The sequence below is a fragment of the Fusobacterium ulcerans genome (assembly GCF_003019675.1).
GTDB classification, from domain to species: domain Bacteria; phylum Fusobacteriota; class Fusobacteriia; order Fusobacteriales; family Fusobacteriaceae; genus Fusobacterium_A; species Fusobacterium_A ulcerans.
Map to the genome: position 1 here is coordinate 3,371,585 of NZ_CP028105.1, position 22,398 is coordinate 3,393,982.

General features: G+C 29.2%; 32 protein-coding genes. 2 read left to right on the forward strand and 30 right to left on the reverse strand.

Annotated elements, in window-relative coordinates; genetic code table 11:
* Positions 1-3 precede the first annotated feature (3 nt).
* Positions 4-798, forward strand: a complete 795-nt coding sequence (locus tag C4N20_RS15580) for a Cof-type HAD-IIB family hydrolase (RefSeq protein ID WP_005979980.1) — start codon at positions 4-6, stop codon at positions 796-798.
* A gap of 123 nt (positions 799-921) precedes the next feature.
* Positions 922-2,460, forward strand: coding sequence for a glutamine-hydrolyzing GMP synthase (gene guaA, locus C4N20_RS15585; protein ID WP_005979982.1), 1,539 nt, complete (start codon positions 922-924; stop codon positions 2,458-2,460).
* 125 nt (positions 2,461-2,585) lie between these two features.
* Here the strand turns inward: guaA and C4N20_RS15590 are convergent, their stop codons facing one another.
* From C4N20_RS15590 to C4N20_RS15725, 30 genes are all read right to left on the reverse strand, one after another.
* Complete coding sequence (locus C4N20_RS15590) at positions 2,586-3,035, reverse strand: phage holin family protein (protein ID WP_005979984.1); 450 nt, start codon at positions 3,033-3,035, stop codon at positions 2,586-2,588.
* Between the two features lie 12 nt (positions 3,036-3,047).
* The gene (locus tag C4N20_RS15595; protein WP_005979986.1) at positions 3,048-3,284 is read right to left on the reverse strand and encodes a hypothetical protein; all 237 of its coding nucleotides are present in this window, start codon (positions 3,282-3,284) and stop codon (positions 3,048-3,050) included.
* A gap of 11 nt (positions 3,285-3,295) precedes the next feature.
* Positions 3,296-3,859 carry a hypothetical protein gene (locus C4N20_RS15600; RefSeq protein WP_005979988.1) on the reverse strand — a complete coding sequence of 188 codons (564 nt, stop codon included), beginning with the start codon at positions 3,857-3,859 and terminating at the stop codon, positions 3,296-3,298.
* Positions 3,860-3,873: 14 nt separating this feature from the next.
* Positions 3,874-4,392 carry a hypothetical protein gene (locus C4N20_RS15605; RefSeq protein ID WP_005979990.1) on the reverse strand — a complete coding sequence of 173 codons (519 nt, stop codon included), beginning with the start codon at positions 4,390-4,392 and terminating at the stop codon, positions 3,874-3,876.
* A 9-nt stretch (positions 4,393-4,401) separates the two neighbouring features.
* Positions 4,402-5,376, reverse strand: a complete 975-nt coding sequence (locus C4N20_RS15610) for a tyrosine-type recombinase/integrase (RefSeq protein ID WP_005979991.1) — start codon at positions 5,374-5,376, stop codon at positions 4,402-4,404.
* 263 nt (positions 5,377-5,639) lie between these two features.
* Positions 5,640-5,882: a gp53-like domain-containing protein gene (locus tag C4N20_RS16875; protein ID WP_425319929.1), complete on the reverse strand. Its 243-nt coding sequence runs from the start codon at positions 5,880-5,882 to the stop codon at positions 5,640-5,642.
* 14 nt (positions 5,883-5,896) lie between these two features.
* On the reverse strand, positions 5,897-6,127 hold the full coding sequence (locus tag C4N20_RS15615; protein ID WP_040490632.1) for a hypothetical protein: 231 nt from the start codon (positions 6,125-6,127) through the stop codon (positions 5,897-5,899).
* Between the two features lie 36 nt (positions 6,128-6,163).
* A complete protein-coding gene (locus C4N20_RS15620; RefSeq protein ID WP_106878603.1) occupies positions 6,164-7,315 on the reverse strand; it encodes a hypothetical protein in 1,152 nt (383 codons plus the stop codon).
* Positions 7,312-7,950 (reverse strand): phage tail protein I, encoded by a 639-nt coding sequence (locus C4N20_RS15625; protein ID WP_005979998.1) that lies wholly within the window; start codon positions 7,948-7,950, stop codon positions 7,312-7,314. The genes C4N20_RS15620 and C4N20_RS15625 overlap by 4 nt, the downstream gene beginning before the upstream one ends.
* Positions 7,943-9,040, reverse strand: a complete 1,098-nt coding sequence (locus C4N20_RS15630) for a baseplate J/gp47 family protein (RefSeq protein WP_005980000.1) — start codon at positions 9,038-9,040, stop codon at positions 7,943-7,945. Before C4N20_RS15630 ends, C4N20_RS15625 begins: the two co-directional genes overlap by 8 nt.
* The gene (locus C4N20_RS15635; RefSeq protein WP_005980002.1) at positions 9,033-9,338 is read right to left on the reverse strand and encodes a hypothetical protein; all 306 of its coding nucleotides are present in this window, start codon (positions 9,336-9,338) and stop codon (positions 9,033-9,035) included. Before C4N20_RS15635 ends, C4N20_RS15630 begins: the two co-directional genes overlap by 8 nt.
* Complete coding sequence (locus C4N20_RS15640; RefSeq protein WP_005980004.1) at positions 9,338-9,730, reverse strand: phage tail protein; 393 nt, start codon at positions 9,728-9,730, stop codon at positions 9,338-9,340. Before C4N20_RS15640 ends, C4N20_RS15635 begins: the two co-directional genes overlap by 1 nt.
* Before the next feature lie 8 nt (positions 9,731-9,738).
* Positions 9,739-10,236 (reverse strand): phage baseplate assembly protein V, encoded by a 498-nt coding sequence (locus C4N20_RS15645; protein WP_005980007.1) that lies wholly within the window; start codon positions 10,234-10,236, stop codon positions 9,739-9,741.
* Positions 10,233-11,321, reverse strand: coding sequence for a phage late control D family protein (locus C4N20_RS15650; protein ID WP_005980009.1), 1,089 nt, complete (start codon positions 11,319-11,321; stop codon positions 10,233-10,235). Before C4N20_RS15650 ends, C4N20_RS15645 begins: the two co-directional genes overlap by 4 nt.
* Before the next feature lies 1 nt (position 11,322).
* Positions 11,323-11,532, reverse strand: a complete 210-nt coding sequence (locus tag C4N20_RS15655; RefSeq protein WP_005980012.1) for a tail protein X — start codon at positions 11,530-11,532, stop codon at positions 11,323-11,325.
* Positions 11,519-14,581: a phage tail tape measure protein gene (locus C4N20_RS15660; protein ID WP_005980014.1), complete on the reverse strand. Its 3,063-nt coding sequence runs from the start codon at positions 14,579-14,581 to the stop codon at positions 11,519-11,521. The genes C4N20_RS15655 and C4N20_RS15660 overlap by 14 nt, the downstream gene beginning before the upstream one ends.
* Positions 14,582-14,645: 64 nt before the next feature.
* Entirely contained in the window at positions 14,646-15,038 is a 393-nt protein-coding gene (locus C4N20_RS15665) for a hypothetical protein (protein WP_005980016.1), read from the reverse strand.
* Between the two features lie 82 nt (positions 15,039-15,120).
* The gene (locus tag C4N20_RS15670; RefSeq protein ID WP_005980018.1) at positions 15,121-15,939 is read right to left on the reverse strand and encodes a phage antirepressor; all 819 of its coding nucleotides are present in this window, start codon (positions 15,937-15,939) and stop codon (positions 15,121-15,123) included.
* Between the two features lie 13 nt (positions 15,940-15,952).
* Positions 15,953-16,252 carry a hypothetical protein gene (locus tag C4N20_RS15675; RefSeq protein WP_005980021.1) on the reverse strand — a complete coding sequence of 100 codons (300 nt, stop codon included), beginning with the start codon at positions 16,250-16,252 and terminating at the stop codon, positions 15,953-15,955.
* Positions 16,253-16,375: 123 nt separating this feature from the next.
* Positions 16,376-16,549, reverse strand: a complete 174-nt coding sequence (locus C4N20_RS16400) for a hypothetical protein (RefSeq protein WP_005980023.1) — start codon at positions 16,547-16,549, stop codon at positions 16,376-16,378.
* 252 nt (positions 16,550-16,801) lie between these two features.
* On the reverse strand, positions 16,802-17,131 hold the full coding sequence (locus C4N20_RS15680; RefSeq protein ID WP_005980025.1) for a hypothetical protein: 330 nt from the start codon (positions 17,129-17,131) through the stop codon (positions 16,802-16,804).
* Positions 17,132-17,139: 8 nt separating this feature from the next.
* Complete coding sequence (locus C4N20_RS15685; RefSeq protein WP_005980027.1) at positions 17,140-17,676, reverse strand: phage major tail tube protein; 537 nt, start codon at positions 17,674-17,676, stop codon at positions 17,140-17,142.
* A gap of 16 nt (positions 17,677-17,692) precedes the next feature.
* On the reverse strand, positions 17,693-19,108 hold the full coding sequence (locus tag C4N20_RS15690) for a phage tail sheath family protein (RefSeq protein ID WP_005980028.1): 1,416 nt from the start codon (positions 19,106-19,108) through the stop codon (positions 17,693-17,695).
* Complete coding sequence (locus C4N20_RS15695) at positions 19,108-19,380, reverse strand: hypothetical protein (protein WP_005980030.1); 273 nt, start codon at positions 19,378-19,380, stop codon at positions 19,108-19,110. The genes C4N20_RS15690 and C4N20_RS15695 overlap by 1 nt, the downstream gene beginning before the upstream one ends.
* A 9-nt stretch (positions 19,381-19,389) precedes the next feature.
* Complete coding sequence (locus tag C4N20_RS15700; RefSeq protein ID WP_005980032.1) at positions 19,390-19,851, reverse strand: hypothetical protein; 462 nt, start codon at positions 19,849-19,851, stop codon at positions 19,390-19,392.
* Positions 19,848-20,414, reverse strand: coding sequence for a phage tail protein (locus C4N20_RS15705; RefSeq protein WP_005980034.1), 567 nt, complete (start codon positions 20,412-20,414; stop codon positions 19,848-19,850). Before C4N20_RS15705 ends, C4N20_RS15700 begins: the two co-directional genes overlap by 4 nt.
* Positions 20,414-20,764: a hypothetical protein gene (locus C4N20_RS15710; RefSeq protein WP_005980036.1), complete on the reverse strand. Its 351-nt coding sequence runs from the start codon at positions 20,762-20,764 to the stop codon at positions 20,414-20,416. Before C4N20_RS15710 ends, C4N20_RS15705 begins: the two co-directional genes overlap by 1 nt.
* Entirely contained in the window at positions 20,739-20,969 is a 231-nt protein-coding gene (locus C4N20_RS15715) for a hypothetical protein (RefSeq protein WP_005980038.1), read from the reverse strand. Before C4N20_RS15715 ends, C4N20_RS15710 begins: the two co-directional genes overlap by 26 nt.
* Positions 20,970-21,020: 51 nt before the next feature.
* Positions 21,021-22,046 (reverse strand): major capsid protein, encoded by a 1,026-nt coding sequence (locus tag C4N20_RS15720; RefSeq protein WP_005980040.1) that lies wholly within the window; start codon positions 22,044-22,046, stop codon positions 21,021-21,023.
* 11 nt (positions 22,047-22,057) lie between these two features.
* Positions 22,058-22,384 carry a hypothetical protein gene (locus C4N20_RS15725; protein ID WP_005980043.1) on the reverse strand — a complete coding sequence of 109 codons (327 nt, stop codon included), beginning with the start codon at positions 22,382-22,384 and terminating at the stop codon, positions 22,058-22,060.
* Positions 22,385-22,398 lie beyond the last annotated feature (14 nt).

Sequence of the window (22,398 nt, forward strand, 5' to 3'; positions counted from 1 at the left end):
AAAATGAAGATAAAAGCAGTTGCTCTGGACTTAGACGGAACACTCTTAACAACTGACAAAAAAATTTCAGATATTAATAGGGATGTTCTTAAAGAATTGGAACAGCAAGGTGTAAAAATATTTATAGTTACAGGAAGAACTTACAATGCTGCTAAGCCTTATGCAGAATATCTGGATCTTGGCGGTGTTGTGATATCATATAATGGAGCTAAGGTCGTTGAATATAAAAGTGATAGAGTTGTATTTGAACTGCCTTTGCAAGAAGAATATGTAAAAGAGGTTATAAGAATAGCTAGAAGAATGGGAGTTCCTCTTAACCTTTATCAGGACAATAAATGGTATGTAGAGGATTCAAGCAGAAAAGAAGTTCTTGAATATGCTAAAGAAAGAGATCTTATCCCTATTGAAAAAGATTTCTATAGCTTTGATAACTACGAAATGACTAAAACTGTGTTCATGGGTGCACCTGATATTCTTGATGAAGTAAATAGAGAAGTAGAAAAAATATTAGGTAATAAAGTGTACAAAGCTAAATCTATGGATACCCTATATGAAGTGTTAAACAGAGAGGTAAATAAAGGTCTTGTACTGGAAAGAACTCTCAGAACTTATGGTATTACTCCTGAAGAATGTGCAGCTTTTGGTGATGCTGTAAATGACATAGAAATGCTTACTTCTGTAAAATATGGAGTAGCTATGGGAAATGCTCCTCATGAAGTAAAATCAAGAGTTAATTATGTCACTGACACGAACGATAATAATGGTGTAGCCAAATTTCTAAAGAAATTTTTCTTTTGACACGATTTCGATTTTATGATAGAATTCTATAATCAAATAAATATCATATAAAGGTTGATATTTGTTTTCAAGTTGTTTAACAAGGAGCATTTCGCTCCTTTTATTTTAAATTTGGAGGTTTTTATGAAAGAAAATAGTATTGTAATACTGGACTTTGGTTCTCAATACAATCAACTGATTGCCAGAAGAGTCAGAGAAATGGGTGTTTATGCTGAAGTTGTTCCATATTTTGAACCTTTAGAAAAAATACTTGCTAGAAAGCCTAAAGGAATAATCCTTTCAGGAGGACCTTCCTCTGTATATGCAGAAGGAGCTCCTACTATAGACAAAGAATTATTCTACAAAGGTATCCCTGTATTAGGTATCTGTTATGGTATGCAGCTTACTACTCACTTAATGGGTGGAGAAGTTGCTAGAGCTGATAAACAGGAATTTGGTAAAGCTGAACTTTTAATTGATTCTGCTGACAGTCCGCTTTTCCAAGGTATTCCTAACAATTCTAAAGTATGGATGAGCCACAATGACCATGTTACTAAAATGGCTCCTGGATTTGTTCAAATTGGTCATACTGATTCATGTGTAGCTGCTGTGCATCTGCCTGAAGTTAATAGTTACTGTATTCAATTCCATGCTGAAGTTACTCACTCAGAATATGGAACTCAAATCCTTAAAAACTTTGTTTTCAATGTTGCTAAATGTGAGCAAAACTGGTCAATGGGTAACTACATTGAAGAAACTGTAAAAAGCATCAAAGAAACTGTTGGAGATAAAAAAGTTCTTCTTGGACTTTCAGGAGGAGTTGACTCATCAGTTGCTGCTACTCTTATCCACAAAGCTATTGGAGATCAACTTACTTGTATTTTCGTAGATACTGGATTATTAAGAAAAGATGAAGCTAAAAAAGTAATGGAAATATATGGAGAAAACTTCCATATGAATATCAAATGTGTTGATGCAGAAGATAGATTCCTTGCTAAATTAGCTGGTGTATCTGACCCTGAAACTAAGAGAAAAATAATTGGAAAAGAATTCATTGAAGTATTTGATGAAGAAGCTAAAAAACTTGAAGATGTAGAATTCCTTGCTCAAGGAACTATATATCCAGATGTTATTGAATCTATGTCAGTAAAAGGACCTTCAATGACTATTAAATCTCACCACAATGTTGGAGGACTTCCAGAAGATATGAAATTTAAACTTCTTGAGCCTTTAAGAGAACTTTTCAAAGATGAAGTAAGAAAAGTAGGAAGAGAACTTGGAATTCCTGATCATATGGTTGACAGACATCCATTCCCAGGTCCAGGACTTGGAATCAGAATCCTTGGTGAAGTAGATAAAGAAAAAGCTGATATTTTAAGAGAAGCTGATGATATATTTATTGAAGAATTAAGAGCTGCTGACCTTTATACTAAAGTAAGTCAAGCATTTGTTGTTCTTCTTCCAGTTAAATCTGTTGGAGTTATGGGAGATGAAAGAACTTATGAATATACTGCTGTATTGAGATCTGCTAATACTATTGACTTCATGACTGCTACTTGGTCACACCTTCCATTTGAGTTCTTAGAAAGAGTTTCTAATAGAATTTTAAATGAAGTTAAAGGAATCAATAGATTAACTTATGATATTTCATCAAAACCACCTGCAACTATCGAGTGGGAGTAGTAGATAAATTTCTCTCAAACCATTATTTAAAGAGAGTTTGAAAGAACTAAAAAACCTTCGTGACAATAAAATGACAATAAAAAATTAAAGGAGAGTTTTCTGGACTCTCCTTTTTTCTTGCCTTTTTATATATTTTCAATGGCCTTTTCTTGCTTCTCATTTTTACATTGTTCTAATATTTTTTTTAATTTAGCAGGAACAGGTACACCTATCAAAGTAGCATTTTCTAAAATAGATAATCCCTCACTTCCAATATAGAAACATATAACTACAAATCTACAATTTAATCCTTTTTCAGTCAAATGAAAAATTATATCAAGTCTATTACTCATAGCTACTATTATAAGAATTACAAATTTTTTAAGTATTCCATAGACAGCTTTTTTACTATTTAAATCTTTATTCTTAATAGCTTTTATCCAACCAGTTATATAATCAAAAATCATAAATAATAATAATCCTGTTAATATATCATCTTTGCCACCTATAAGATAAATCATAGCTCCTATGCTTAGACTATATAAGATATCTCCAATATTAATATTTGTTAAATCAGAAACTAATTTTGCAATCATTTATTCCCCCCTTTAAATTCTTTGCAGTAACCTTTCAAATAAATCAAACCACCAGCCAGTTATAGCAAGACTTGGAAATAATGAAGCAAGAACACACATAAAAAGAGAAACTATAATTATTATTGCTACTACCTTTGAATAAACATCTATTTTTTTTACTTCTATATCTTGTTCCTTTTCAGCATTTTTACTTCTTTTAAAAACAATGTCTAAAATTTTACTCCCAAACTTTATCAATCCCTCTACCATTTGTATCTCCTTTAATAGTTTTTTTCTATATTGTTATATCTTCTGATCACATCAGTTGGATGTTCTATTCCCCATTTAGTTTCAAGTTTAAACTTCAAAATATTTTCGGAAGTTGCGATTTTTAAAGTTTTTAAATATTTGTGCATTTTCCCATTTATTGCAAGATTAAACTGATTATGATAATCAACTAAATGAATAAATACTTTCTCATTCATTTCTGGAAGTCCCTCAAGTCTAACAACATGATTTATCATAGATTTTATATGCTGTAAATCAAGTTCATCAATTTCTTTTTTATGCTCTGATAGCTTTCCATTTAGGTCTAAAACATCTTTGTCAAGCTGTAGTAATCTATTTATATCACTATCACTAAAATCACATTTTTCTTGTAAAAATTTTTTAGCACTATCATTATTTTTAACATCAAACTGACTTCTTCCAAAACTATACCCACTTCTTCCACCTGCATATGAAAATTTATATATAAAATTCTGATTATTGGATATTTCATTTAATGCGATAACTTTCATGACCTTGTTTACATCTATATTTCTTATTATTTCTTTTATATTCATATTTTCATCCTTTTTTATATTTTAAAAGTTTCAATTTTATTTCCCAAGTTATTAATTTCTATTTCTAAATTATTCATTTTTACTACAATGAAACTGATTTCATCAGCAGAAGGAAACTTGCTTGCTTCTAACATATTTTTATTTTCAACTAATTTTTGATATTCAAGTATCTTATTAGCTCTAACTTCTACAATTTCTTCTTTTGTCATAGTTTCATACCATATACGATTTTCTTTATCCCATGCTTTCCTTAAAATGCTCTCTGGACACTCTACAATTAAAATTTCCCCATTTTCAATATATTCTCCATCTTGTAATAATTCAGACATATTTAAATTTAATATTTTTTCTTCTCTTGTCATTTCTCTTAAAGAATTTCCATCTATTATTGGATACTCATATCTTGTATCACTTGCATACCAATTTTCATCCCAGTTTTCATAAAATTTTTCAGGATCTTTCTTAAATTCCTCCAAGTTACAATTTAAAGCTGTTATAAATGTTAGTGCTTCATTATAAATATTAGTTATCATTTTATCCTCCTAAAATTGAGCCAATGCCCTTATTTTTTTTATTTTTTCAGTTTTTTCAATTGCTGTCATTTCTTGAATATAATGATCTCTTGTGACAGTTGTATTTTTATGATATGCTATTAATGCCCCATCATCTATACTCCCTAATTTAGTCACAATATTAACAATTGTTTTTCTTAAAGTGTGTGGATATAAATCCTCAATGTTTAATATTTTTCCTATCTTACGTACTCTTGCTCGTATTGTTTCACGAGACATATTTTTATATTTTCCATTATATTTTGTAATTAAAAAGTCATCTATTTTTATATTATTTTCTTGCCTCCATATGAGATATTTATTTATCAAAACCTTTGTTTCCTCTGATATATAAACTTCTCTCATTTCTCCACCTTTTTGCTTTATATTTATAAATACATCATTTTTTAAATCTAAATTGCTTATTTTTAAACGAGTCATTTCCCCTATTCTAATAGCACTATCAATAAAAATATTAAAAATTATTTTACTTCTGATATCAAATTTTTGTGGCTGTAATTCCATTTGTTGCTTTATAAATTTAATTTGTTCTATTGTTAAAAAATAACTATTTCTTCTTTTGTCCAACTTAGATTTTTGTTGTCTTTCTATGTCTAATACAGGATTAAAAATTATTTTTCTTGTTCTTCTAGCCCAAATATAAAAACTTGAAAGAGCAGTTATTTTATTATTAACAGTAACTTTATTGTTTCCCCTTTCTCTAACACAATACATCATATACCTATCTATTATTTCTGGAAATTCATTTAATGTTTTTTTATCAAGCAGATAATACCCTTTATCTTTTGTATGAAACCATTTTAGAAATAAATTCATATTACTTTTATAAGTTTTGTAGGTTGTGTCTGCTGTGTCAATTGACTTTGAAATTTTACTTTCAAGATACATTTTATAAATTTCATTGTTTTTTTTAAAATTATCTCTAAAAAAAGTTTTCAAAAACATTTGCTTCTCCTTAGTTTCTTGACGTTTTTGATAATTGGTATCATCATTCTTTTTGTTTTCGCAAGCTTGCGAAAACTATATTTTTAAATTATAATTTTTATAAAAATATCTACTCTAATTTCCAAATCTAACAGAAAATTTGATTTTCTTAGAAATTAAAAAGCTAGTATTTTCAAGGCATTCACACTTTTATCTTTAAAGAGGGAAAAGGGAATTTTGTCTATCCCCTATTCATAACCACCTAATTAAATAATTCTCTAAACTTAATACCCTATAGCAAAATACATAAAAAAATCGGCAACAGGTGCTTCAGTTAAAAAAATAAAGCCAGTTTTATCCATAGAATCTGTTTCTATAGCTTGTTTGTTTATTCCACCACTTGTGTAATCTGTAAGGAATACTCCTAGACATTTGTTAGGAAAAGGTTTATCAAATAAAACTCGGGCTTCATGTTTAGCTGCAACATCTTTAATTTTTATTATTATTTTATTGTTTAAATTATTAATTGTAAATAAATTCTCTAATCCTGTTCTATAACAAGATAATTAAATTGGGGAGAATAATCTGAAGAAGATTGAAGAACAATTATTCCAAAACCGGAAGTATTTATACTATAAAGTTTTATTTTAGTTGTAGATAAAGTTGCAACAGAGTAAATTTCTTCTCCCACTATTACTAAAGGAGGTTTTTTATATGTTTTTTTGAAAGAAATAGCTATCTTTTGTCCAGAATAAGCTTTATTTATTCCCAACTTCCCAACTTCAATAATTTTAAATAAATTCTCTAATTATATTCTTAGTACATATACTGATATAACCATAGTATTTGTAGAAAAGCCTGTTTGTCTATCTACCAATATATTATCTGTATTTATATTTAGAGAAAATGAAAATGGTTGTTTAATATCTGCAGAATAAAAACCAGATAATTCCAATCCAGAAATTGCTTTAGAAGTAAATATTTTTGTTCTAGTGTAACTGTAATCACCTAGATAAAATCCCATATTAACAAAAACAATATCATTTTCTATAAGTTTTTTTGTAAAAGTCATAGGAGTTTTAAATTTAAATTCTGTCGGTTCCAATGCCCAAAAACCTTTTAGATTCTCTAATTTGTTTCGATTTTGAAAAACTGATAATTCTTCAAAGTTTGCGTTAGGAGCGGTCAAAGATGAACCACTATAATTTTCTACACATACATAAAACTTATTTGTTGCTGGAAGTAAGTATATTCCTTCTTTTACTGCTGTTGTAAGTGGAAAAGTTCCACTATATCCACCTGCTAGTCCATTTATTTTATTTACTATTGCTGGTCCTTGTCTTGCATCTAAAATTTTCCCTTCATCTACAGTAATTAAATTATTTTCTACATCATCTTTATTTGCTTTTTTAGTAAATAATTCATTTATAGATTCCCATATAGTTTTTGCAGTTGTAAGAAGCCTACTATCAGTCATATCCTGCTTTTTTTCTAATTCTTTTTCCAGATATTCTTTATCTATCCAAAATTCTTTTCCACTCCAATTTACTACCAAACTTTCTAAAGATGTAGCTATTATATTAAAATGATTTTTCAATTTTACTGGAGCAGTACTCTGAGTTGGTAAATAAGAAGCTTCATTCCCATCATTTACATACCAATATAAAACTTCTACTCCTTCATCTTCTACATATATTCCAAATTCTCGTGGAAAATATCCTTCAGTTACTCCATCATTATCCATTTGGATTGTAAGTCTTACTGCATCTTGTATTTGGGTTTTCTCAGATATTCCTACCTCTTTTTTTAAGCTTTTTACATCTATAAACTTTGCTGGATCTTCTGTTTCTTCAAGCAATCCATTACCTATCTTTACTTTAACAAATTTTATAGGAAGTTCATTTGCTTTACACTTAGCTTGATACATACTTCCTGCATTTGTAAATCCATTATATTTCATCTTTCTACCTCCATTTCTATTGTCTTATAAATCCCTTGATATGATTTCAGTTTTATATCTCTATCTTCTAAATTACTAAAATATTCTTTTTCAATTTCGGAAATTACGAAATTTCCAACCCTATACTCTGCATTTTCTCTTTCTCTATCTAAGCAAATAGATTCTAGTATACTTCGACAATTCTTATATTTATTTATTATTTCTAATAAGTCATCCACCCAATGTACTGAAGTATTAATTTTTGTTGTTGTCACTTTAAAAGTAAAAGGTTGTCCATTAAATTCAAACCATTCTGATAACTGAATTGGATAGTTTAATTTTTTTAAATTTTCTTCTATTATTTTTTTAGTTCCTTTTTTACTATGTGCCCAATAAGCTTCTTTTATGAGCCTTATTTTCACTTCTCTATCTAGTTCTTCTTTCCAGTTATCTATTACAAATTGCCAAGCTAAAGCTGATAAGACTTCATCTGATTGTTCTTCTAAGTTTTTAAAAATTGCTAATTTGGGAATCTCTGCAACTACCTCCTCTTTAAAAACTTCTTCAAATTGGAGAGATAAAGCTTGTAAATTTTTATATTTTTTTAAATTTTCTGGAAAAATCTTTTGATAATCTGTAGTTAAAAGATTACTCATCTTCTACCCCCTGATAGTCTATTTGTATGGATTTTTCTTGTGCTATTTTAATTTTATCTATTTTAGTGAAAACTGGACTTGTTATTTCAACTCTCTTTGCTCCTGCTTGAATCAGAAGTTGAATAAGTTTATTTGGATTTATATCTCTTCCAAGTTTCTGTTTTTGCCAGATTTTATATTCTTCCACTGCTTCACTTACTTTAGGAGTTATTAAAAGAATATCATCTTCTTTATTTAGCCACCATTTAAATTGTATATTGTAATTTTCTGCTGTTGGAGGTTCAACCTGAACATTATCAGTAAAAGGTCTTACTCCATTTTCTAATATATTTTTTACAATATTTAATACCTCTTCTCCTGGAATAATTCCATTCTTTAGCAAAGGAATTATCTTAACAACTCCTGGTGTTTCCTCAGGAGTATATATTTCTGCATCAACTATATCCTGATGAGCTGTTAGTACATAGTATTTATACGCTGCAACTGGTCCAGCTGTAGAAAATGATGTAGGTTTTAAATGTATCCTTTCTCTAAGACTTTCATCTTCTTCTCTGTTTGTGCCTCCACTAGAAACCGTTATATTTTCTACAGTATAAAGATAAGGTATATCATCTACTATTGTATTTATTTCTCTCTTTTCAAAATTATTCCCTATTTCTCCAGTTGTTATGCAAGTCACTTCTCCTATAATTTCTCTAGTTCCTATTTTAAGTTCCAAATTTTCATTTAATTCAAAATATAGACTCCCAGCAGCTACTTTATGCCCTTTTGGAATGACTACTACTTCTGTAAATATTTTTGTAAAGGTATATTTTATAGTTGCCTTTGCTCCTTTTTCCTCGTTTCTCTCTACTCCTACTAAAGTTCCAATTGCATCTAAATATTCATCCTTAGCATATTTCAGAAGATTCATTTTTCCAGTAAAATTAATTTCTTCTTTAGAGACACTAAATAAATAAGTTAACCAACCTATAAAATCATTAATTGGATCTCCTTCAGCAATTTTAAGATTCATAATTCTCTCATATCCAGCTTTAAGAATTTTTTCTATATTATTTACATCACTATCCACAAATCTGATATCACTCATTTAATATCTCTCCTTTTATAATTCCTGCAACTTTTTCTTTTTCAGAAACCATATTTATTTCAGTTACTAAAAATCTTTTTTCCTCTCTAGTTAGTTCATCCATTACATCAGCTGCTATTTCAGCTTTTACAATTTCTGTTGGCAAATCTACATTTTCTGAGTTTATTCCCTTTTCTCTTGCTAAAACAACATTTCCTCTTACTCTTCCAACTATATTTTCTATATTTTGAATTACTTCTTCAGAAACATTTCTTTTAAAAATATAATTTCTTTCAATATTTTTTATTTTTACTTCCATTAGTTATACTCCTTTAAAGTTAATGATAACTCTATCTTTGTAACTGTTCCTAATGCAGAAAAAGTCTTATGATTTTCAGAAATACTTGTTATCACATACATCCCTGTTCCTATTACTTTTCCTCCTAAAATAAATTTTAATTTTTTACCTTTTTTCATATATTCTTCTAATTCTTTTGCTACCTTAAGAGGATTCACTTTAAAAGCTGCATTTAAATGAATATCAAACTTTATTTCATCTAAATTAGCACTATCAAATTGCAACTTAGGTTTACTTTCAATTATTTTATGTTCTATCCAGTTTACACTTTTAGAAATAGAAAGATTATTTATAGTTTTAATATAATAAGTATTACAAGCAAATATAACCTTTCCTAAACTTCCTACTATCATTTTTCCTCCTATTCTGGAGGTCCAGAAATATCACTTCCTGCTTTTACTCCAGATGTTTTATGTGTTTTTAAAGATACTCCATCTGCTTTTATATCTCCTTTTGTAAGATTTATATTTCCATCAATTGTTATATCACCAATAATTGAAATTTCAGGACATACAATCTCTATACTTTTTTTACAATTTACATATAATCTTGAAGTTTTTTCATCATATTCAATTCTGGTTCCATCTTTATATAGTTTTATATCTTTTCCTTCATCTGCTCCTACTGGAATTGGATTAACCTCTGAAAAACCGCTTCCAAGATAATAGCCACTATCTCCATTGTCTACTATCAAACAAAGTCCTTTTTCACCTATTACAGGCATTTTATATTCTTTTGTTCCAGTAGTTCTTCCCTGAAATACAATTAATTCTTCTGATTGTATTTCCAAATCTTCAAAAGTAACTTTTACAGTCCCTTTTTTATTATTTACTATAGATACAGTTCCAAATCTTATCATTTTTCTTCCTCTTCTTCTTCTACTTTTCTCAAAGATAGACTTAGATTATAGTTGGAAAAATCTATACTAATATCTGTTATCAGGTATTTTCCAGCAAAATCTCCAAAGCCTTCTATTTTTATAGTTTCACCTGCTGTTAAAAATCTTTCTCTTCCTAATATAGATATATTACCCTTTATAGCTTTTTTATTCTTTTCTCTTAAAGCCTTTTCAGCTATTTTAGCTAAATATGCTCTTTTTTGTGAATCAGTTTCTCCAGGAGGACATTTTTCTTCATTGATAAAAAGAATTCTTTGGGTTCCTCTTTTATAACCTTTTCTTTTTTTTGCCATAAAAGTCCATTCCATTTTTTCTTCTATTTTGGGATCCCAAAATGATATTTTACATCCTGCATATGTATCTGTATCATCTTCCTCAAAAGAATAAGAAATAAGATCTGTTCTTTTAAATGTCATTACAGATTCTTTTTTTTCATAAACTTCCTCTTCAAATAAGATTAACCTATCATTATATAGCTTCACATCTATTCCTGCTTCCTTTGTAATTCTTTTTAGAAAATTAAAATGAGATTCTAATTTTTCTGCTAGTCTAGTATACTTTCTATTAAAATCAGCTTCCCAGATTAATTCTAATCCACATTCTTTAGCTATATCCTGTGCCACTCTCTTTATTGTTACATTTTCCCATACTCTATTTTTTTTACTGTCCATTATATCTTTAGTTATATCTATAGATATTGCTTTTATTTTCACTGTATCAGGAGGTCCAGAAAATTGAATATTATCTACATAAAAGGTCCCTATGTTTATTTCTATCATTCCTTCGTTTTCCCAGTTCCATAAATAAGCTATTGCTTCTATTTTATCCCCCTTCAAAGGTTTCCACCCAGATATCCAAAGTTGCTTTCTATCCTGCAATGTCATTTCGATAGTATCGAATTCATTTAAAGAATCTGACTGAGAAAAATTTAATAAATCATCTTGAATAAATTGTGTAATATCTTTCCCTTCATAACATATGGAAAGAGAAATTCTTCTTGTATCTCCTACTAATTTTTTATAATCTTCTTTTATTTTTTCTATCATTTTATCTTCTCCAAGGAGGAACAGTTTCATCATAAGTTTTAGGAATATCTCTATACTTTATATTTTTTCCTGCTTCAAAAATGACTGTTCCTATAAATTCTTGATTAAGCTCAAATAAAGTATTATACGCTTTAGAATCTCCAAAAATTTTATAAGAAATACTATCCCAAGTATCCCCTGAAATAGTAGTATATATTTTATCTTCCTCCACCTTTTCTGTACACCTCCCTTTGATATCTTTCAAAGTAACTTTTAAATTGATTATAAGAAACTTCTTTATCTTTTCTTAATGCTTCTTCCACTCCAGTTGCATTATTAGCATATATAACTGGTGCATATGTAAAATTAAATTCAGATAATCCGTTATTAAAGTTTTCCCTAGAATCATATGCTCCAAGAAATCTTCCTGTTTTTTCCCACAAACTAAGGCTATTAGCATTTTTAGTTAGTGGAATTATAGACTCTGAATTGCCTCCTTCTCCTATCATGGCAAGAGTAGGACTTGTTACAATACCTCCAGTTGCATATCCAGGGATCGCCTCTTCTCCAAAACCAAAAAATGATTTTGTCTGACTCCATTTATTAGCTCCAAAAGATTTTACTCCTTCCCATTTTTCTCCAACTTTTGTAAAGAATCCATCTATCTTACTGTAAGCTTCTATAAAGAAATCTATTACCTCTGCTCCTGTATCTTTTACAGAAGTCCATTTTTCTTTTATCCAATCAAAACTTGCATCTAGTACATTTTCACTTTTTTCTTTAAATGAATCCCAATTTTCTATCCATCCTGCTACCATATTAATCAGATATTCTTTAAGTTCTCCTCCTTTTTCCATAATAGTATCCCAGTTTTGATAAACAAGCCTTCCTGCTTTTAAAACATATCCTAAAGGTCCCATTAAGAACCAATACTTATCTATTAATTCTCCTATAGCTTTCCTCAATCCTGCTGTTTTTTCTTTCACCTTATCCCAATTTTTATATAATAGGTATCCTGCTGCTACTAAAGCCAATATTCCTGCTATTATCCAAGTAACAGGACTTGCAAGTGCGGTCATTCCTATCTTCCCCAATGTCACCATAGCTTTTCCTGCTGTTTTTCCAAAACCTATTATTCCGCTTCCTACTGTTTTTCCAAAGCTTAATACTCCTTTTTTTAAAAAAACTAAATTGTTAACAACTTTACTTGCTATTTCTTTTTCTGATATATATGCAACAGTTTTTAAGCCCATAGACCATCCTTTCATCCCTAACCCTATTGCTTTAATAGCCAATCCTGCTCCATATAACCCAACAGTTAACTTTACTAAATTCATAACAAGTTTTTTTACTCCTTCAGGATTTTCTTTCATTAATTTAGTTATCTTCTTGGCAAATTCTGTTCCATATTTTGCTAAATCTTGTATTACAGGTAAAAGCTCTGTTCCTAAATCAGCTTTTATAAAATCAAATTGTGTTTTAAGAACTTGTAATTTATTTTCAGTTGTATTATTTTTATTTCTAAATTCTTCTTCTTGAGCTCCATCATAAATTTCTTTATCTCTAACAATTCCTAAATTCTTATTATATTTCTCTTGTGCCTCTAATAAATTAGCTGCTGCAACCTTTCCTTCATCTCCAAAAAGCATTTTTAAAACTGCTGCTCTTTTGGATTCATTTACTTTTCCTAGTCTGCTAAATACTTTTTCCATAGCTTTTTCAGGGTCTTCTTGAGTCTCTTTAGCTAAATATTTGGGATTGATTCCTAAGATATCTAAAGCTTTTCCTACTTCTCCTTTAGCTGCATCTCCTGCTGTCAAAGCATTTAATAGCTTAGTGGCACCTGTTGCTGCTTTTTCAGGAGCCATTCCCATTTCTATTAAAGTTGCTCCTAATGCTGCTGTCTGATTTACTGCCATTCCTGCTATCTTAGGAATGTTTCCCATACGAGTTATAAAATCAGAAATTTGAGTTTCTGTTGCTCCTGTATTGTTTCCCAAAATATTTATTTGATCTCCTAATTCTTTTAATTGAGTTAAGTCCATTCCAAAAGCATTTTTCCATATAAACATATTCTTAGCAGCATCTTCTCTAGACATATCAAAAGCTACTGCCATTTTAGCAGCCTGTTCTACATAAGATATTGCTTCCTCTTGTCCTATTCCTGATTGTCCTGCGGTTGCTGCCATACCATATAAATCTTCTTGTGATATAGCAATTCCTTTTTCAGTTACAATTTTTTGAAGCTCAGTTTTAAATTTTTCTTCCTCATCTTTATCTTTAAAATCAAACTGCTTTTTAACATCTGCGAAAGAGCTTTCAGCTTTTATTGCTGATTTAGCAACATTTACTCCTATTCCTGTTACTGCCCCTCCAATTCCTATAACTCCAGTTCCAAAAGAAGAAACCTTTCCCCCTTTTTCACTTATACTTTTAGCTTTATCATATTTTTTTAATATATTATTATATTTTTCTGACTTTTGATTAAGTTCATCATAAGCTTTAGAAGTATCTTCAATTGATATTCCTTGATTTTTTAGAGCTTCACTTACTGAATTTATCTTATTTTCTTGTGTGCTGTATGAATTTTTTAACTGCTGAGAACGATTCTCTAAATTTTTATAACTCTTTTCAAGTTGATTTCCTTTGGTTGAATTATCTTGTATTTCTTTTGTTACATCTTTCATTTTCTTCTTTAATGGTTCTAGTTCTTCACTAGATGATTTTAATTCTTTACCAAGTTTAGAATACTCTGTTCTCAATTTTAAAGCATTATCTTCATTCTTCAATATATCAGCTCTAAGATCTGTTAATTTATTTTTTAACTTCTCTGCTCCTTCTGTTGAGGTATTTTTCATTTCTTCCTTTAATCTTCGTTCTTCAAGCTTTAATTTATCTGTATTTTCTTTATTCTTCTTTAAGTTTCCATCTAATTCTGACATTTTCAATTTTATTGAAGAGATATTATTTTCTGTTTTTTTCATTTCATTTCCAAGATTATTATATGTCTTCTGCAATTCTTTATTTTTATCAGAATTAACTTTCAATTCTCCATTTAAATCTACTATGGACTTACTTGTTATCTCCATTTCCTTTGCGATATTTTGTAGCCCTGTTTTTAAACTTTCAAAATTTTTAAGACTTTCTTGTGTTTTCTTTAAATCCAATATTCTTTTGTTCACACTATCTACAGTAGCATTTGCACTTTTAAAAGCACTTGCAAAGCCTCCAGCTATTGTAGCCCCTATCCCAAAAGAAATAGCTAATTGTTTAACAGCCATTTTTCCTCCAATAAAAAAACCACCTATCCAATTAATGAATAAGTGGTTTATATTTATTCTTATTTTATTTTAATAATAGTTTCCAAATTACTACAAAGATTATGATAGAAAGAATCATCCAATATATAGCTCCAAAAATTCCTATTACTATACATATTAGAACTGCTAAAACCCATAATATTTTAGGAAGTATATTTATAATGAAGTTTTCAAAGAAAGTTAACTTTGCTGTTTTATCTCCTGAATAATATCTTTCTCTTCTTTTTTCATCTTCTGTTATTTCTATTTTTGCTTTCTCCATATCTTCTTTAAATTCTGTTCCTATCTCTTTCATATCTTCTTTAAATTCTGTTCCTATTTCTTTCATTTCTTTTTTAAAATCAGATAAAGAATAAGCTCTTGCTTCTTTCATATATTGTTTAAAACCAGCCCAAGAATAGGATTTTTTTTCTTTCATAATCTTCACCTCTGATAGAATTATAATCTATAATTCTAATAAAAGCAACCACTTATCTAGTTGTAATAAATCTGAAGAAATTTTACAACTTGTTTTCTTTATCCATATTTGCTTTTATTCCCATACTAGTAAGAATTTCATGTATTTTTAATCTTCCTTTTTGTGTCCATTTAGTATTTACAGCCACTTTATATCCCATTATTATTTGTAATCTATATGTACAGCTTTGAGTATATCCTTTGTTCATATGCTCTTTATATAAAATCCATTGATCATTTACTTTTCTTATAATTCCTTTTTCATTGAGAATTTTATTTAATGCGTGACCACTCAATCCATAGTCAGCTGCTATTTGTGAAATACACATTGTCTCAGCTGATGAAAGTATAAAATCCATATACTCTTTTACAGGTTCAAACTCAGATATAACCTGTTTTTGAATCTCATTTTCTACTTGAAGATTTTCCACTTTAGATTCCAGCTGCTTTCTTTTTTCTCTTTCTTCTTTTAACTTAGTAAAAGCTTTGATAGCCAAATCAGGATCATCTAATAATTTTTCAGTAACATACATTCCATTTTTTCTAATTGTAGGAAGTATTTCATCACATACTAGGTCTTGAAATTTTCTAGCTGTTTGGTTATTAGCCTTCATACATAGTTTGTAGAATATATTTTCTGGTATAAACTCAGGTAAACTCTGCTTTCCCTGACCATCGCCACCTGTGGCGATGACTCTCAAATCAACAAGATAATCTTTTACTCTTCTCCATCTAACCACTTCATTACCACTTTTTGCAGTTTCTGTGAATCCAAGTCCATGTGCAACATCTTCAAGATTTAAAAATGCTGTTTCTTTTTCATCTATATATCCTCTTACATTTTTTATTGTCATTAATTCCATTTTATTTCCTCCGTTATATTGTTCTTACATTCAGAAGTGAAATCATTCCTTGAGGTTCCCAATTTAAATCAATCTCTTCTCCTATAACAGCAGCAAATACTCCATAATCAAAATATTGATATTTTACAAGATCACTATATTTTAAAATGTTATTTTCCATTTCTATTAATTTCTTTCTAGCTTTATCATCTTTTACATTTTCCATAAGATAATTTAAAGTATTTGCTACACTTTTTTCTAATTGTCCAATCTCTGCATTTTCATTGATTTTTTTTACAAACTCCAATAAAATACCCCTTGTTGATTTTTCCATAATAATACCTCCTAAAAAATTTGAATTTTTGGAGTAAGTATAGTACAATATACTTGTCATGGTATGTATTATACTACATGCTAACTCCTGTTGGAACTCATTAGAGAACTGGCAGGAGATTTTTTATTTCTTTCGGATAATAATTTCGCTAGTATCCTCCCTGAACTCTACCTCTACTTTTCTATCATCTAAAGTGATATTCATTTTATCTGTCCACTTTTTTGGTAGTGTTAATTTTGGGGAAAGATTTCCAGCTCCACTTTTACTAAAAGAAATGTTTAAATCTCTCTTTTCCATTTTCTCCTCCTCTAACGGTCCGTATTAATATAATATTACAATACGGTCCGTTTGTCAAGAGTTTTTTAGAAAATATTATTATGGTTTTCTTTCTTCAGATTTATTCTTTTGCCAATGTCCAATTTTACTATCTTTTACTATTTTTCTCTTCTAGTATTTCATTTAAAGATTCTATCCAGTCATTCCATTCATATAAAGGTAAATTAAGCCAATATGTTAATGGAGTATTTGTTTCAGTAGAAATTAGAATTCCTATTTTCCTAATAGAATTTGAGTTAAGTTTTCCAATTCCAAGCCATCGAAAAAACCCTTAATCAAGTTTGTTATTCTTAAATAATCCATTCCTGCTAAGTTTTCAATTTCTTCAAATCTACAACCTATTATTTTACTAGCTACATAACCAAGATATGATCTAGATCCTTCCATATCTCCTTTAGAAAATACACCACCAGTAAGTAAAAATTCTCTTTCTGCCTCTATTAAAGTCTTTGCTGTAAAGTCCTCTTTTTTTATTTCTATTTCCAGTAATTCTTTTTTATTTTCTCCACTTCCTATTGTTAGTGGTTTTGATAGTTTTATCATTTCTCCTCCTACATTCCTAAAGCAGCTCTTACCTCTGCTAATACATCTGATCCATTCACTTCAAAAATCATGTTGATCTTGTCAATCTCTAATAATTTTTTACCATCATATTCTACTTTTAAATAAGTTAAAGAAAATTCCCTTTTAGAATCTGTAGGCTTTCCTACAGATAATTTCCCTAATGTTAATCCTGTTGGAACTCCCTTTGCCATAATAGATAGTTTTCCTACCAGTAATTTCCCATTTACTTGATCGTTTGACTGCATTCCTGCTTTGATTTCCAGAGAATAGCTTTTCTGTTCCAACATAGTAAAATCTTCATCTATCAAACTTCTTACATTCAATCCCAGTATCAAAGAACTTGTATGCCCAAGAGTAGGAGATTCAATTTCTCCAGCTATCCCTGCTCCTGATATAGTTTCTGTAATATATTTAATTTCTGGTAAATCAACATCTACTAATGCTGCTAAAGATGCTGATCCATCTGTGTATAATTTATAATTAATCGCTTTTTCTGGAATTACTCCAGTATTTGGGTTTGCCATTTCTACCTCCTAAAATCTAAAATAAGCTATTATAGTAATTGACATCTATTTCTTTATCAAAACATATTTCTTCTCCTGGTAAAGTAGGAGTATAATATGTTTTAAACTTAATTTTTCCATCTATCAAAGATGTCAGAGGATTATCTTCCTCTCTAAATTCTACTCTTCCTCCCATTATCTTTCCTGATGCTGTTAAGCCATTCATCCAAATATTAGCTGTATCAACAATTGTCTTTATCAAAACTTTGTTAATTGCTTTATCCACTTTTTGCCAGAATGTAAGAACTAAAGTATTGTTTAGATAGTTATACATCATTCTTGAGGCTATAAAACAATCTTTTGGATCTGTATTAGCTGGATAACAAGATGTTCTATTCCCCCAGCTTTTCCATCCTCCTATCCAGTTAATTGCTGTATTTATTCCCTGTCCATTAAGATAGTTTGCTTCATCTACCCCAAGAAATACATCTTTTCCTCCTGTTAGGCAACTTTTATCAGCTTTTAAATTCACATTAGAAGGAGATTGATAAGGAATTCCCTCACTTTCATTAGCTAGTTGAAGCATTATACAGGCTATTTGTGTTGATAAGTGATATTCCTGCTCTCCTAAAGCAACTTTTGGATAGTATACATCTAGAAAAGTAGAATTTAAGTTATTATTATTTTTGGTTTGGGGTGCATCCGAATATTTAATCACGCTTTTAGTATCAATATCTACTAAAGCAATTGCCTGAAAATGTCCATTTATGCTACTTGCCTTAGTTTCCATTACAGCTGCTACAACTGAATCAGTTGAATATTTAGGAGCTAGAATAGGATTTGGAACTACTCTATATTTAGGAAAAACTTTAGAAATACATTCAAGTCCTTTTTTATTGCCTGTATTAGCATCTATTCCTCCAACTATATCATCTTTCTTTACCGCTTCTGGATCTAGAAATTCATATGTTACTTTTATATTATTTCCTGGTGTTACTTCTTCTGACATAGTAATTAAAACTAAATATCCTTCACTATCAAATTCTTTTACAACTTCCATTGCTGGTGTTATTTTTACTGTGTCTGGTAGTACTCCTAGTTTTTTTATTACATATGTCTTTTGCTCTGTTAATGGAAGAGTTTCCTCTTCTGTTATAGCTTTTTTATGTATAGTTGGATCTAATACATTTATTAGTACAATAGGTCCTATTCCAAATTTACTGAAATGCGCATCTATTGCTTCACAAAGAGTATAATTTTCAAAATCTTTTACATATCCAAAATTTTCTACTGCTTCTTCATAGCTATAGCATAAAATTGGTTCATTTATATTTTCTACTTTGCACATATTTATAGGAGCAGTTCCTACATATGTAGGAGTAAGTCCATCTGATACTACTGCTACAATGGATGTAGGTGTTTCTTGTCCAGTTATTCCATGTTTGAAACCCATTATTTTTTACCTCCTATTACTTCTTTTATTTTTTTATAAAGAATATTTTCTTTAGTTCCTGAAATTTTTATATTTCCTTTTTTAGTTGGAAACTTATCATCTATTGTAATGAAAAGTGATTCTATTTCTTTATATTCTTTTATAGCTGCTTTCACATTTTCTGGGTATCCATCATAAATAGTTCCAGAAGCTATTCCAAATTTAGATATATTTGGACCAATGTACATTTTTTTTATAATAGTTTCACCTTTTTTTTGTTCTTTTACTGCCATTTTTCCTCCTTATTTTCCATCTAGCCAATCATTTATATCATTTCTATATTCATTACCATATAAAACATTAAAATTTACTATTCCTATCCAAAATGGATAAGGCTGCTCTTCTGGAATCTCCCAAATGATATCTGGTAGAATTTCATATTTCTCTAAAATTACCCCTGTTTCAATTATTTTTTTTGATATTCTCTCTATCAAATCATTAAGTTTTTCATATCCTTTTTCAGATTCTGTAAAGAAAAGTGCTATTATAATTTTTAAAGTTGTTCTTTTTTCATTAAGATCATTTTTTCCATTTGTAGTCCTAATTGCAATAGCTGGTATAGTGGTTTCTGCTTCTTCTATTGGCAAAAATCCTGTTATAATTTTAGGTGCCCTTTTTCCTTCTTCTTTATATACAGGGAGTTCTTCATTAGCGGTTATTTCAGTAATTATATTTGATATATATTTTTCTAATTCTCTTATCATAGATACCCCTTTAATATTCTTGCTATTTCTCTTTCCATAGACTCTTCTAATACTTCTTTTCCTTCTTTGAATACAAATTCTGATACAGAAGAATAACCAATCATTTGAGGTATTCCTAAAGTATAGTTTTCTTTGATAGGATTAGAAGAATTTAAAATTCTCTGAAATATTCCTCGATGTCCATTTTTCATTGTTGCTATGAAAGGAACTCCTGAATAGTTTGATTTTCCAGTTACTGGTTTTAATCCCTCTGATTTTTTTATTTTTACTATTAGTCTTTTTCCAGTATTTCCAGTTAAAAACTTATAGAGTGTCAGTCTTGTACTTTTTGATTCTATAGTTCCAGAAAGAGTAGAAAAACTAGCTTTCCTTATTTTTAAAGATTTTTCTATTTCTCCACTTTTTATGTTATATTCTTCTGTCACTTTCTTTTTCACTGCTAATTTCATTTTTATCAGAGTTTTATTTATAGATACTGTAGCTGCTCTTTCAGCTCCATTTTCTATCCCAGAAAGCATATTTCTAGCTTTTTCAAAATTTTTCATTTCTATAGAAAGTTCCATTAGAATCCCTCTTTCTCTTCTAACTTAATTATCAACATTCCTTCTTCTACATATGTATTATTTACTATATAAATCTCACCATTTATTTCTAAAGACTTTCCTATTTTTATCTTTTTTAATTCTTTATCTTCAGAATCATATTTTATATAAATAATAAGTGAAATAGCTGAATTTATCCCTTCTGCTTCTTCAGAAAAATCTTTTTCAGGATGTTCTATAACCCCAATATAATCTTTAGAATTTATAGTAATCCTTTCTCCCATTTCTTCAATATTTATGAATATATCTAAATCCTCCTGAAGCATTAATTTAAAAGGTGATAAATTATTTAGTCTTTTTTCTTTTTCCATTTTTATCTTCCTTTGTCACTTCTGGTGTTTCTGGTACTTCTATAACTGGAATATCCTCTGTTGAATTGTTTTTTTCTTCTTCATTTTCTAAAATTAAAATAGTTTTTGTTGAGATCAGATATCCCTTTTCCTTTTCATCAATTGTTATAACTTCTTCAGCTCCAATTTTATATTTTCCATAGTTTCTTAAAAATTTTACTTTCATTCTTCCCTCCTGTTTTTACAATTTCTAAAATTCTGAAAGGGGAATATCCCCCTATTCAGCATCACAAACTATAACATTAAAATATCCTGAAAGATCATCAGGCTGTAGTACTGGTCTTGATTCTGTAGAAATAATTTTTGTTTTCTTATTAGGAGAATCTACATCAGAGAATCTCTTAACCATATGAACATCTGAAGTTCCCATATTGATAACAGGAGCATATAATATTTTTCCTTCTGTTGATCCACCTAAAATCATGTTAGTAGGCATCAACTGAATTTCTGTTCCATCATATCCAATAATTTTTCTTGAATATCTGAAAAGCTCTACCCCATAAGTTTTATAAGTTCCTAACCAAACAACCCCTGGATATTGTCTTATTACTTCTTTTACAAATTCTGTTTGAAGATCTTTACTCAACATTTCCTTTTTAAACTCTGAAGAATTCATAAATTTATCAGCTGCACTCAATCCCATAACAACATTTTTTACAATAACTCCATTTTCTTCTGCTTTAGCTAGAATATTATCAAGAGATGTAATAGGATTTACTCCTGTTTTTCCCCATTTTTCTTCTGTTTGGAGAGTTACCATATTATCAATTCCATAGTCCACTTCATAAGAGGCTTCATCTGTTGTAGAAGTTACTTTTCCTGTAGTTAGGAATTGAGATACCATTAATTCCTCTTTATTTGAAATATATCTTTCTTGATTAGTTAATATTTCAGCTATTCTTTTTCCAACTCTTGTAGCAGGATCATATTCTCCAAAAAAGTTCATTCCTGCCTCTCTTACAAAGTAATCTTTAGGACCTAGAGTTCTTGAAACTGCAATGTTTGGAGCAAGAATAAGGTTTGTTGTAGTTGTTCTGTCCACAACAGGTCTTCCCATCTCAAGAGGAGTAACAAAAGGAGCTACATGTTCTCCTCCTTTTGTAATTTCAAGTACAATTTCTTCTGTTGGAACAGTATCTGAATTCTTAAAAAATAGATCTGTTAAAAAATTCTTTTTAGGTTCCCAAGCATCTCTAATCTTTCTAACTGTTTTTGGTGTGTATAAATCAAATCCGTTTGTCATTTTTACCTCCATTATTTTAAAAATAAGCTAATTTTTCTTAATTCTTGTTTTAGTTTTAATTTTTTATCTGCTGTTTCAGGCAATAATACAAAACTTTCCATCAAGTATGCTGTTAAAATACAAGAACAGCTTTTATCAACTTCTCCTGCTTCATATGCTATTGCATATGGTGTAGTATATGTTACTTCATCATATTTTCCATAATTTCCAGAAGTATCAACCCCAATCACATCTCCTTCTTTTACAGCAGTTTTAACAACCAAAGCTTCTGATATAAGAGGATAATTTCCATAAAAAATTTGTTTTTCTTGGTTTGTAAATTTTACATTGTTTGACATATTGTCCCTCCTTA

Excerpts from the sequence above, each read along its gene's own strand:
- C4N20_RS15580 (WP_005979980.1), top strand. The coding sequence starts at position 4 with ATGAAGATAAAAGCAGTTGCTCTGGACTTAGACGGAACACTCTTAACA.
- guaA (WP_005979982.1), top strand. The coding sequence starts at position 922 with ATGAAAGAAAATAGTATTGTAATACTGGACTTTGGTTCTCAATACAAT.
- C4N20_RS15590 (WP_005979984.1), bottom strand. The coding sequence starts at position 3,035 with ATGATTGCAAAATTAGTTTCTGATTTAACAAATATTAATATTGGAGAT.
- C4N20_RS15595 (WP_005979986.1), bottom strand. The coding sequence starts at position 3,284 with ATGGTAGAGGGATTGATAAAGTTTGGGAGTAAAATTTTAGACATTGTT.
- C4N20_RS15600 (WP_005979988.1), bottom strand. The coding sequence starts at position 3,859 with ATGAATATAAAAGAAATAATAAGAAATATAGATGTAAACAAGGTCATG.
- C4N20_RS15605 (WP_005979990.1), bottom strand. The coding sequence starts at position 4,392 with ATGATAACTAATATTTATAATGAAGCACTAACATTTATAACAGCTTTA.
- C4N20_RS15610 (WP_005979991.1), bottom strand. The coding sequence starts at position 5,376 with ATGTTTTTGAAAACTTTTTTTAGAGATAATTTTAAAAAAAACAATGAA.
- C4N20_RS15620 (WP_106878603.1), bottom strand. The coding sequence starts at position 7,315 with ATGAAATATAATGGATTTACAAATGCAGGAAGTATGTATCAAGCTAAG.
- C4N20_RS15625 (WP_005979998.1), bottom strand. The coding sequence starts at position 7,950 with ATGAGTAATCTTTTAACTACAGATTATCAAAAGATTTTTCCAGAAAAT.
- C4N20_RS15630 (WP_005980000.1), bottom strand. The coding sequence starts at position 9,040 with ATGAGTGATATCAGATTTGTGGATAGTGATGTAAATAATATAGAAAAA.
- C4N20_RS15635 (WP_005980002.1), bottom strand. The coding sequence starts at position 9,338 with ATGGAAGTAAAAATAAAAAATATTGAAAGAAATTATATTTTTAAAAGA.
- C4N20_RS15640 (WP_005980004.1), bottom strand. The coding sequence starts at position 9,730 with ATGATAGTAGGAAGTTTAGGAAAGGTTATATTTGCTTGTAATACTTAT.
- C4N20_RS15645 (WP_005980007.1), bottom strand. The coding sequence starts at position 10,236 with ATGATAAGATTTGGAACTGTATCTATAGTAAATAATAAAAAAGGGACT.
- C4N20_RS15650 (WP_005980009.1), bottom strand. The coding sequence starts at position 11,321 with ATGATAGAAAAAATAAAAGAAGATTATAAAAAATTAGTAGGAGATACA.
- C4N20_RS15660 (WP_005980014.1), bottom strand. The coding sequence starts at position 14,581 with ATGGCTGTTAAACAATTAGCTATTTCTTTTGGGATAGGGGCTACAATA.
- C4N20_RS15665 (WP_005980016.1), bottom strand. The coding sequence starts at position 15,038 with ATGAAAGAAAAAAAATCCTATTCTTGGGCTGGTTTTAAACAATATATG.
- C4N20_RS15670 (WP_005980018.1), bottom strand. The coding sequence starts at position 15,939 with ATGGAATTAATGACAATAAAAAATGTAAGAGGATATATAGATGAAAAA.
- C4N20_RS15675 (WP_005980021.1), bottom strand. The coding sequence starts at position 16,252 with ATGGAAAAATCAACAAGGGGTATTTTATTGGAGTTTGTAAAAAAAATC.
- C4N20_RS16400 (WP_005980023.1), bottom strand. The coding sequence starts at position 16,549 with ATGGAAAAGAGAGATTTAAACATTTCTTTTAGTAAAAGTGGAGCTGGA.
- C4N20_RS15680 (WP_005980025.1), bottom strand. The coding sequence starts at position 17,131 with ATGATAAAACTATCAAAACCACTAACAATAGGAAGTGGAGAAAATAAA.
- C4N20_RS15685 (WP_005980027.1), bottom strand. The coding sequence starts at position 17,676 with ATGGCAAACCCAAATACTGGAGTAATTCCAGAAAAAGCGATTAATTAT.
- C4N20_RS15690 (WP_005980028.1), bottom strand. The coding sequence starts at position 19,108 with ATGGGTTTCAAACATGGAATAACTGGACAAGAAACACCTACATCCATT.
- C4N20_RS15695 (WP_005980030.1), bottom strand. The coding sequence starts at position 19,380 with ATGGCAGTAAAAGAACAAAAAAAAGGTGAAACTATTATAAAAAAAATG.
- C4N20_RS15700 (WP_005980032.1), bottom strand. The coding sequence starts at position 19,851 with ATGATAAGAGAATTAGAAAAATATATATCAAATATAATTACTGAAATA.
- C4N20_RS15705 (WP_005980034.1), bottom strand. The coding sequence starts at position 20,414 with ATGGAACTTTCTATAGAAATGAAAAATTTTGAAAAAGCTAGAAATATG.
- C4N20_RS15710 (WP_005980036.1), bottom strand. The coding sequence starts at position 20,764 with ATGGAAAAAGAAAAAAGACTAAATAATTTATCACCTTTTAAATTAATG.
- C4N20_RS15715 (WP_005980038.1), bottom strand. The coding sequence starts at position 20,969 with ATGAAAGTAAAATTTTTAAGAAACTATGGAAAATATAAAATTGGAGCT.
- C4N20_RS15720 (WP_005980040.1), bottom strand. The coding sequence starts at position 22,046 with ATGACAAACGGATTTGATTTATACACACCAAAAACAGTTAGAAAGATT.
- C4N20_RS15725 (WP_005980043.1), bottom strand. The coding sequence starts at position 22,384 with ATGTCAAACAATGTAAAATTTACAAACCAAGAAAAACAAATTTTTTAT.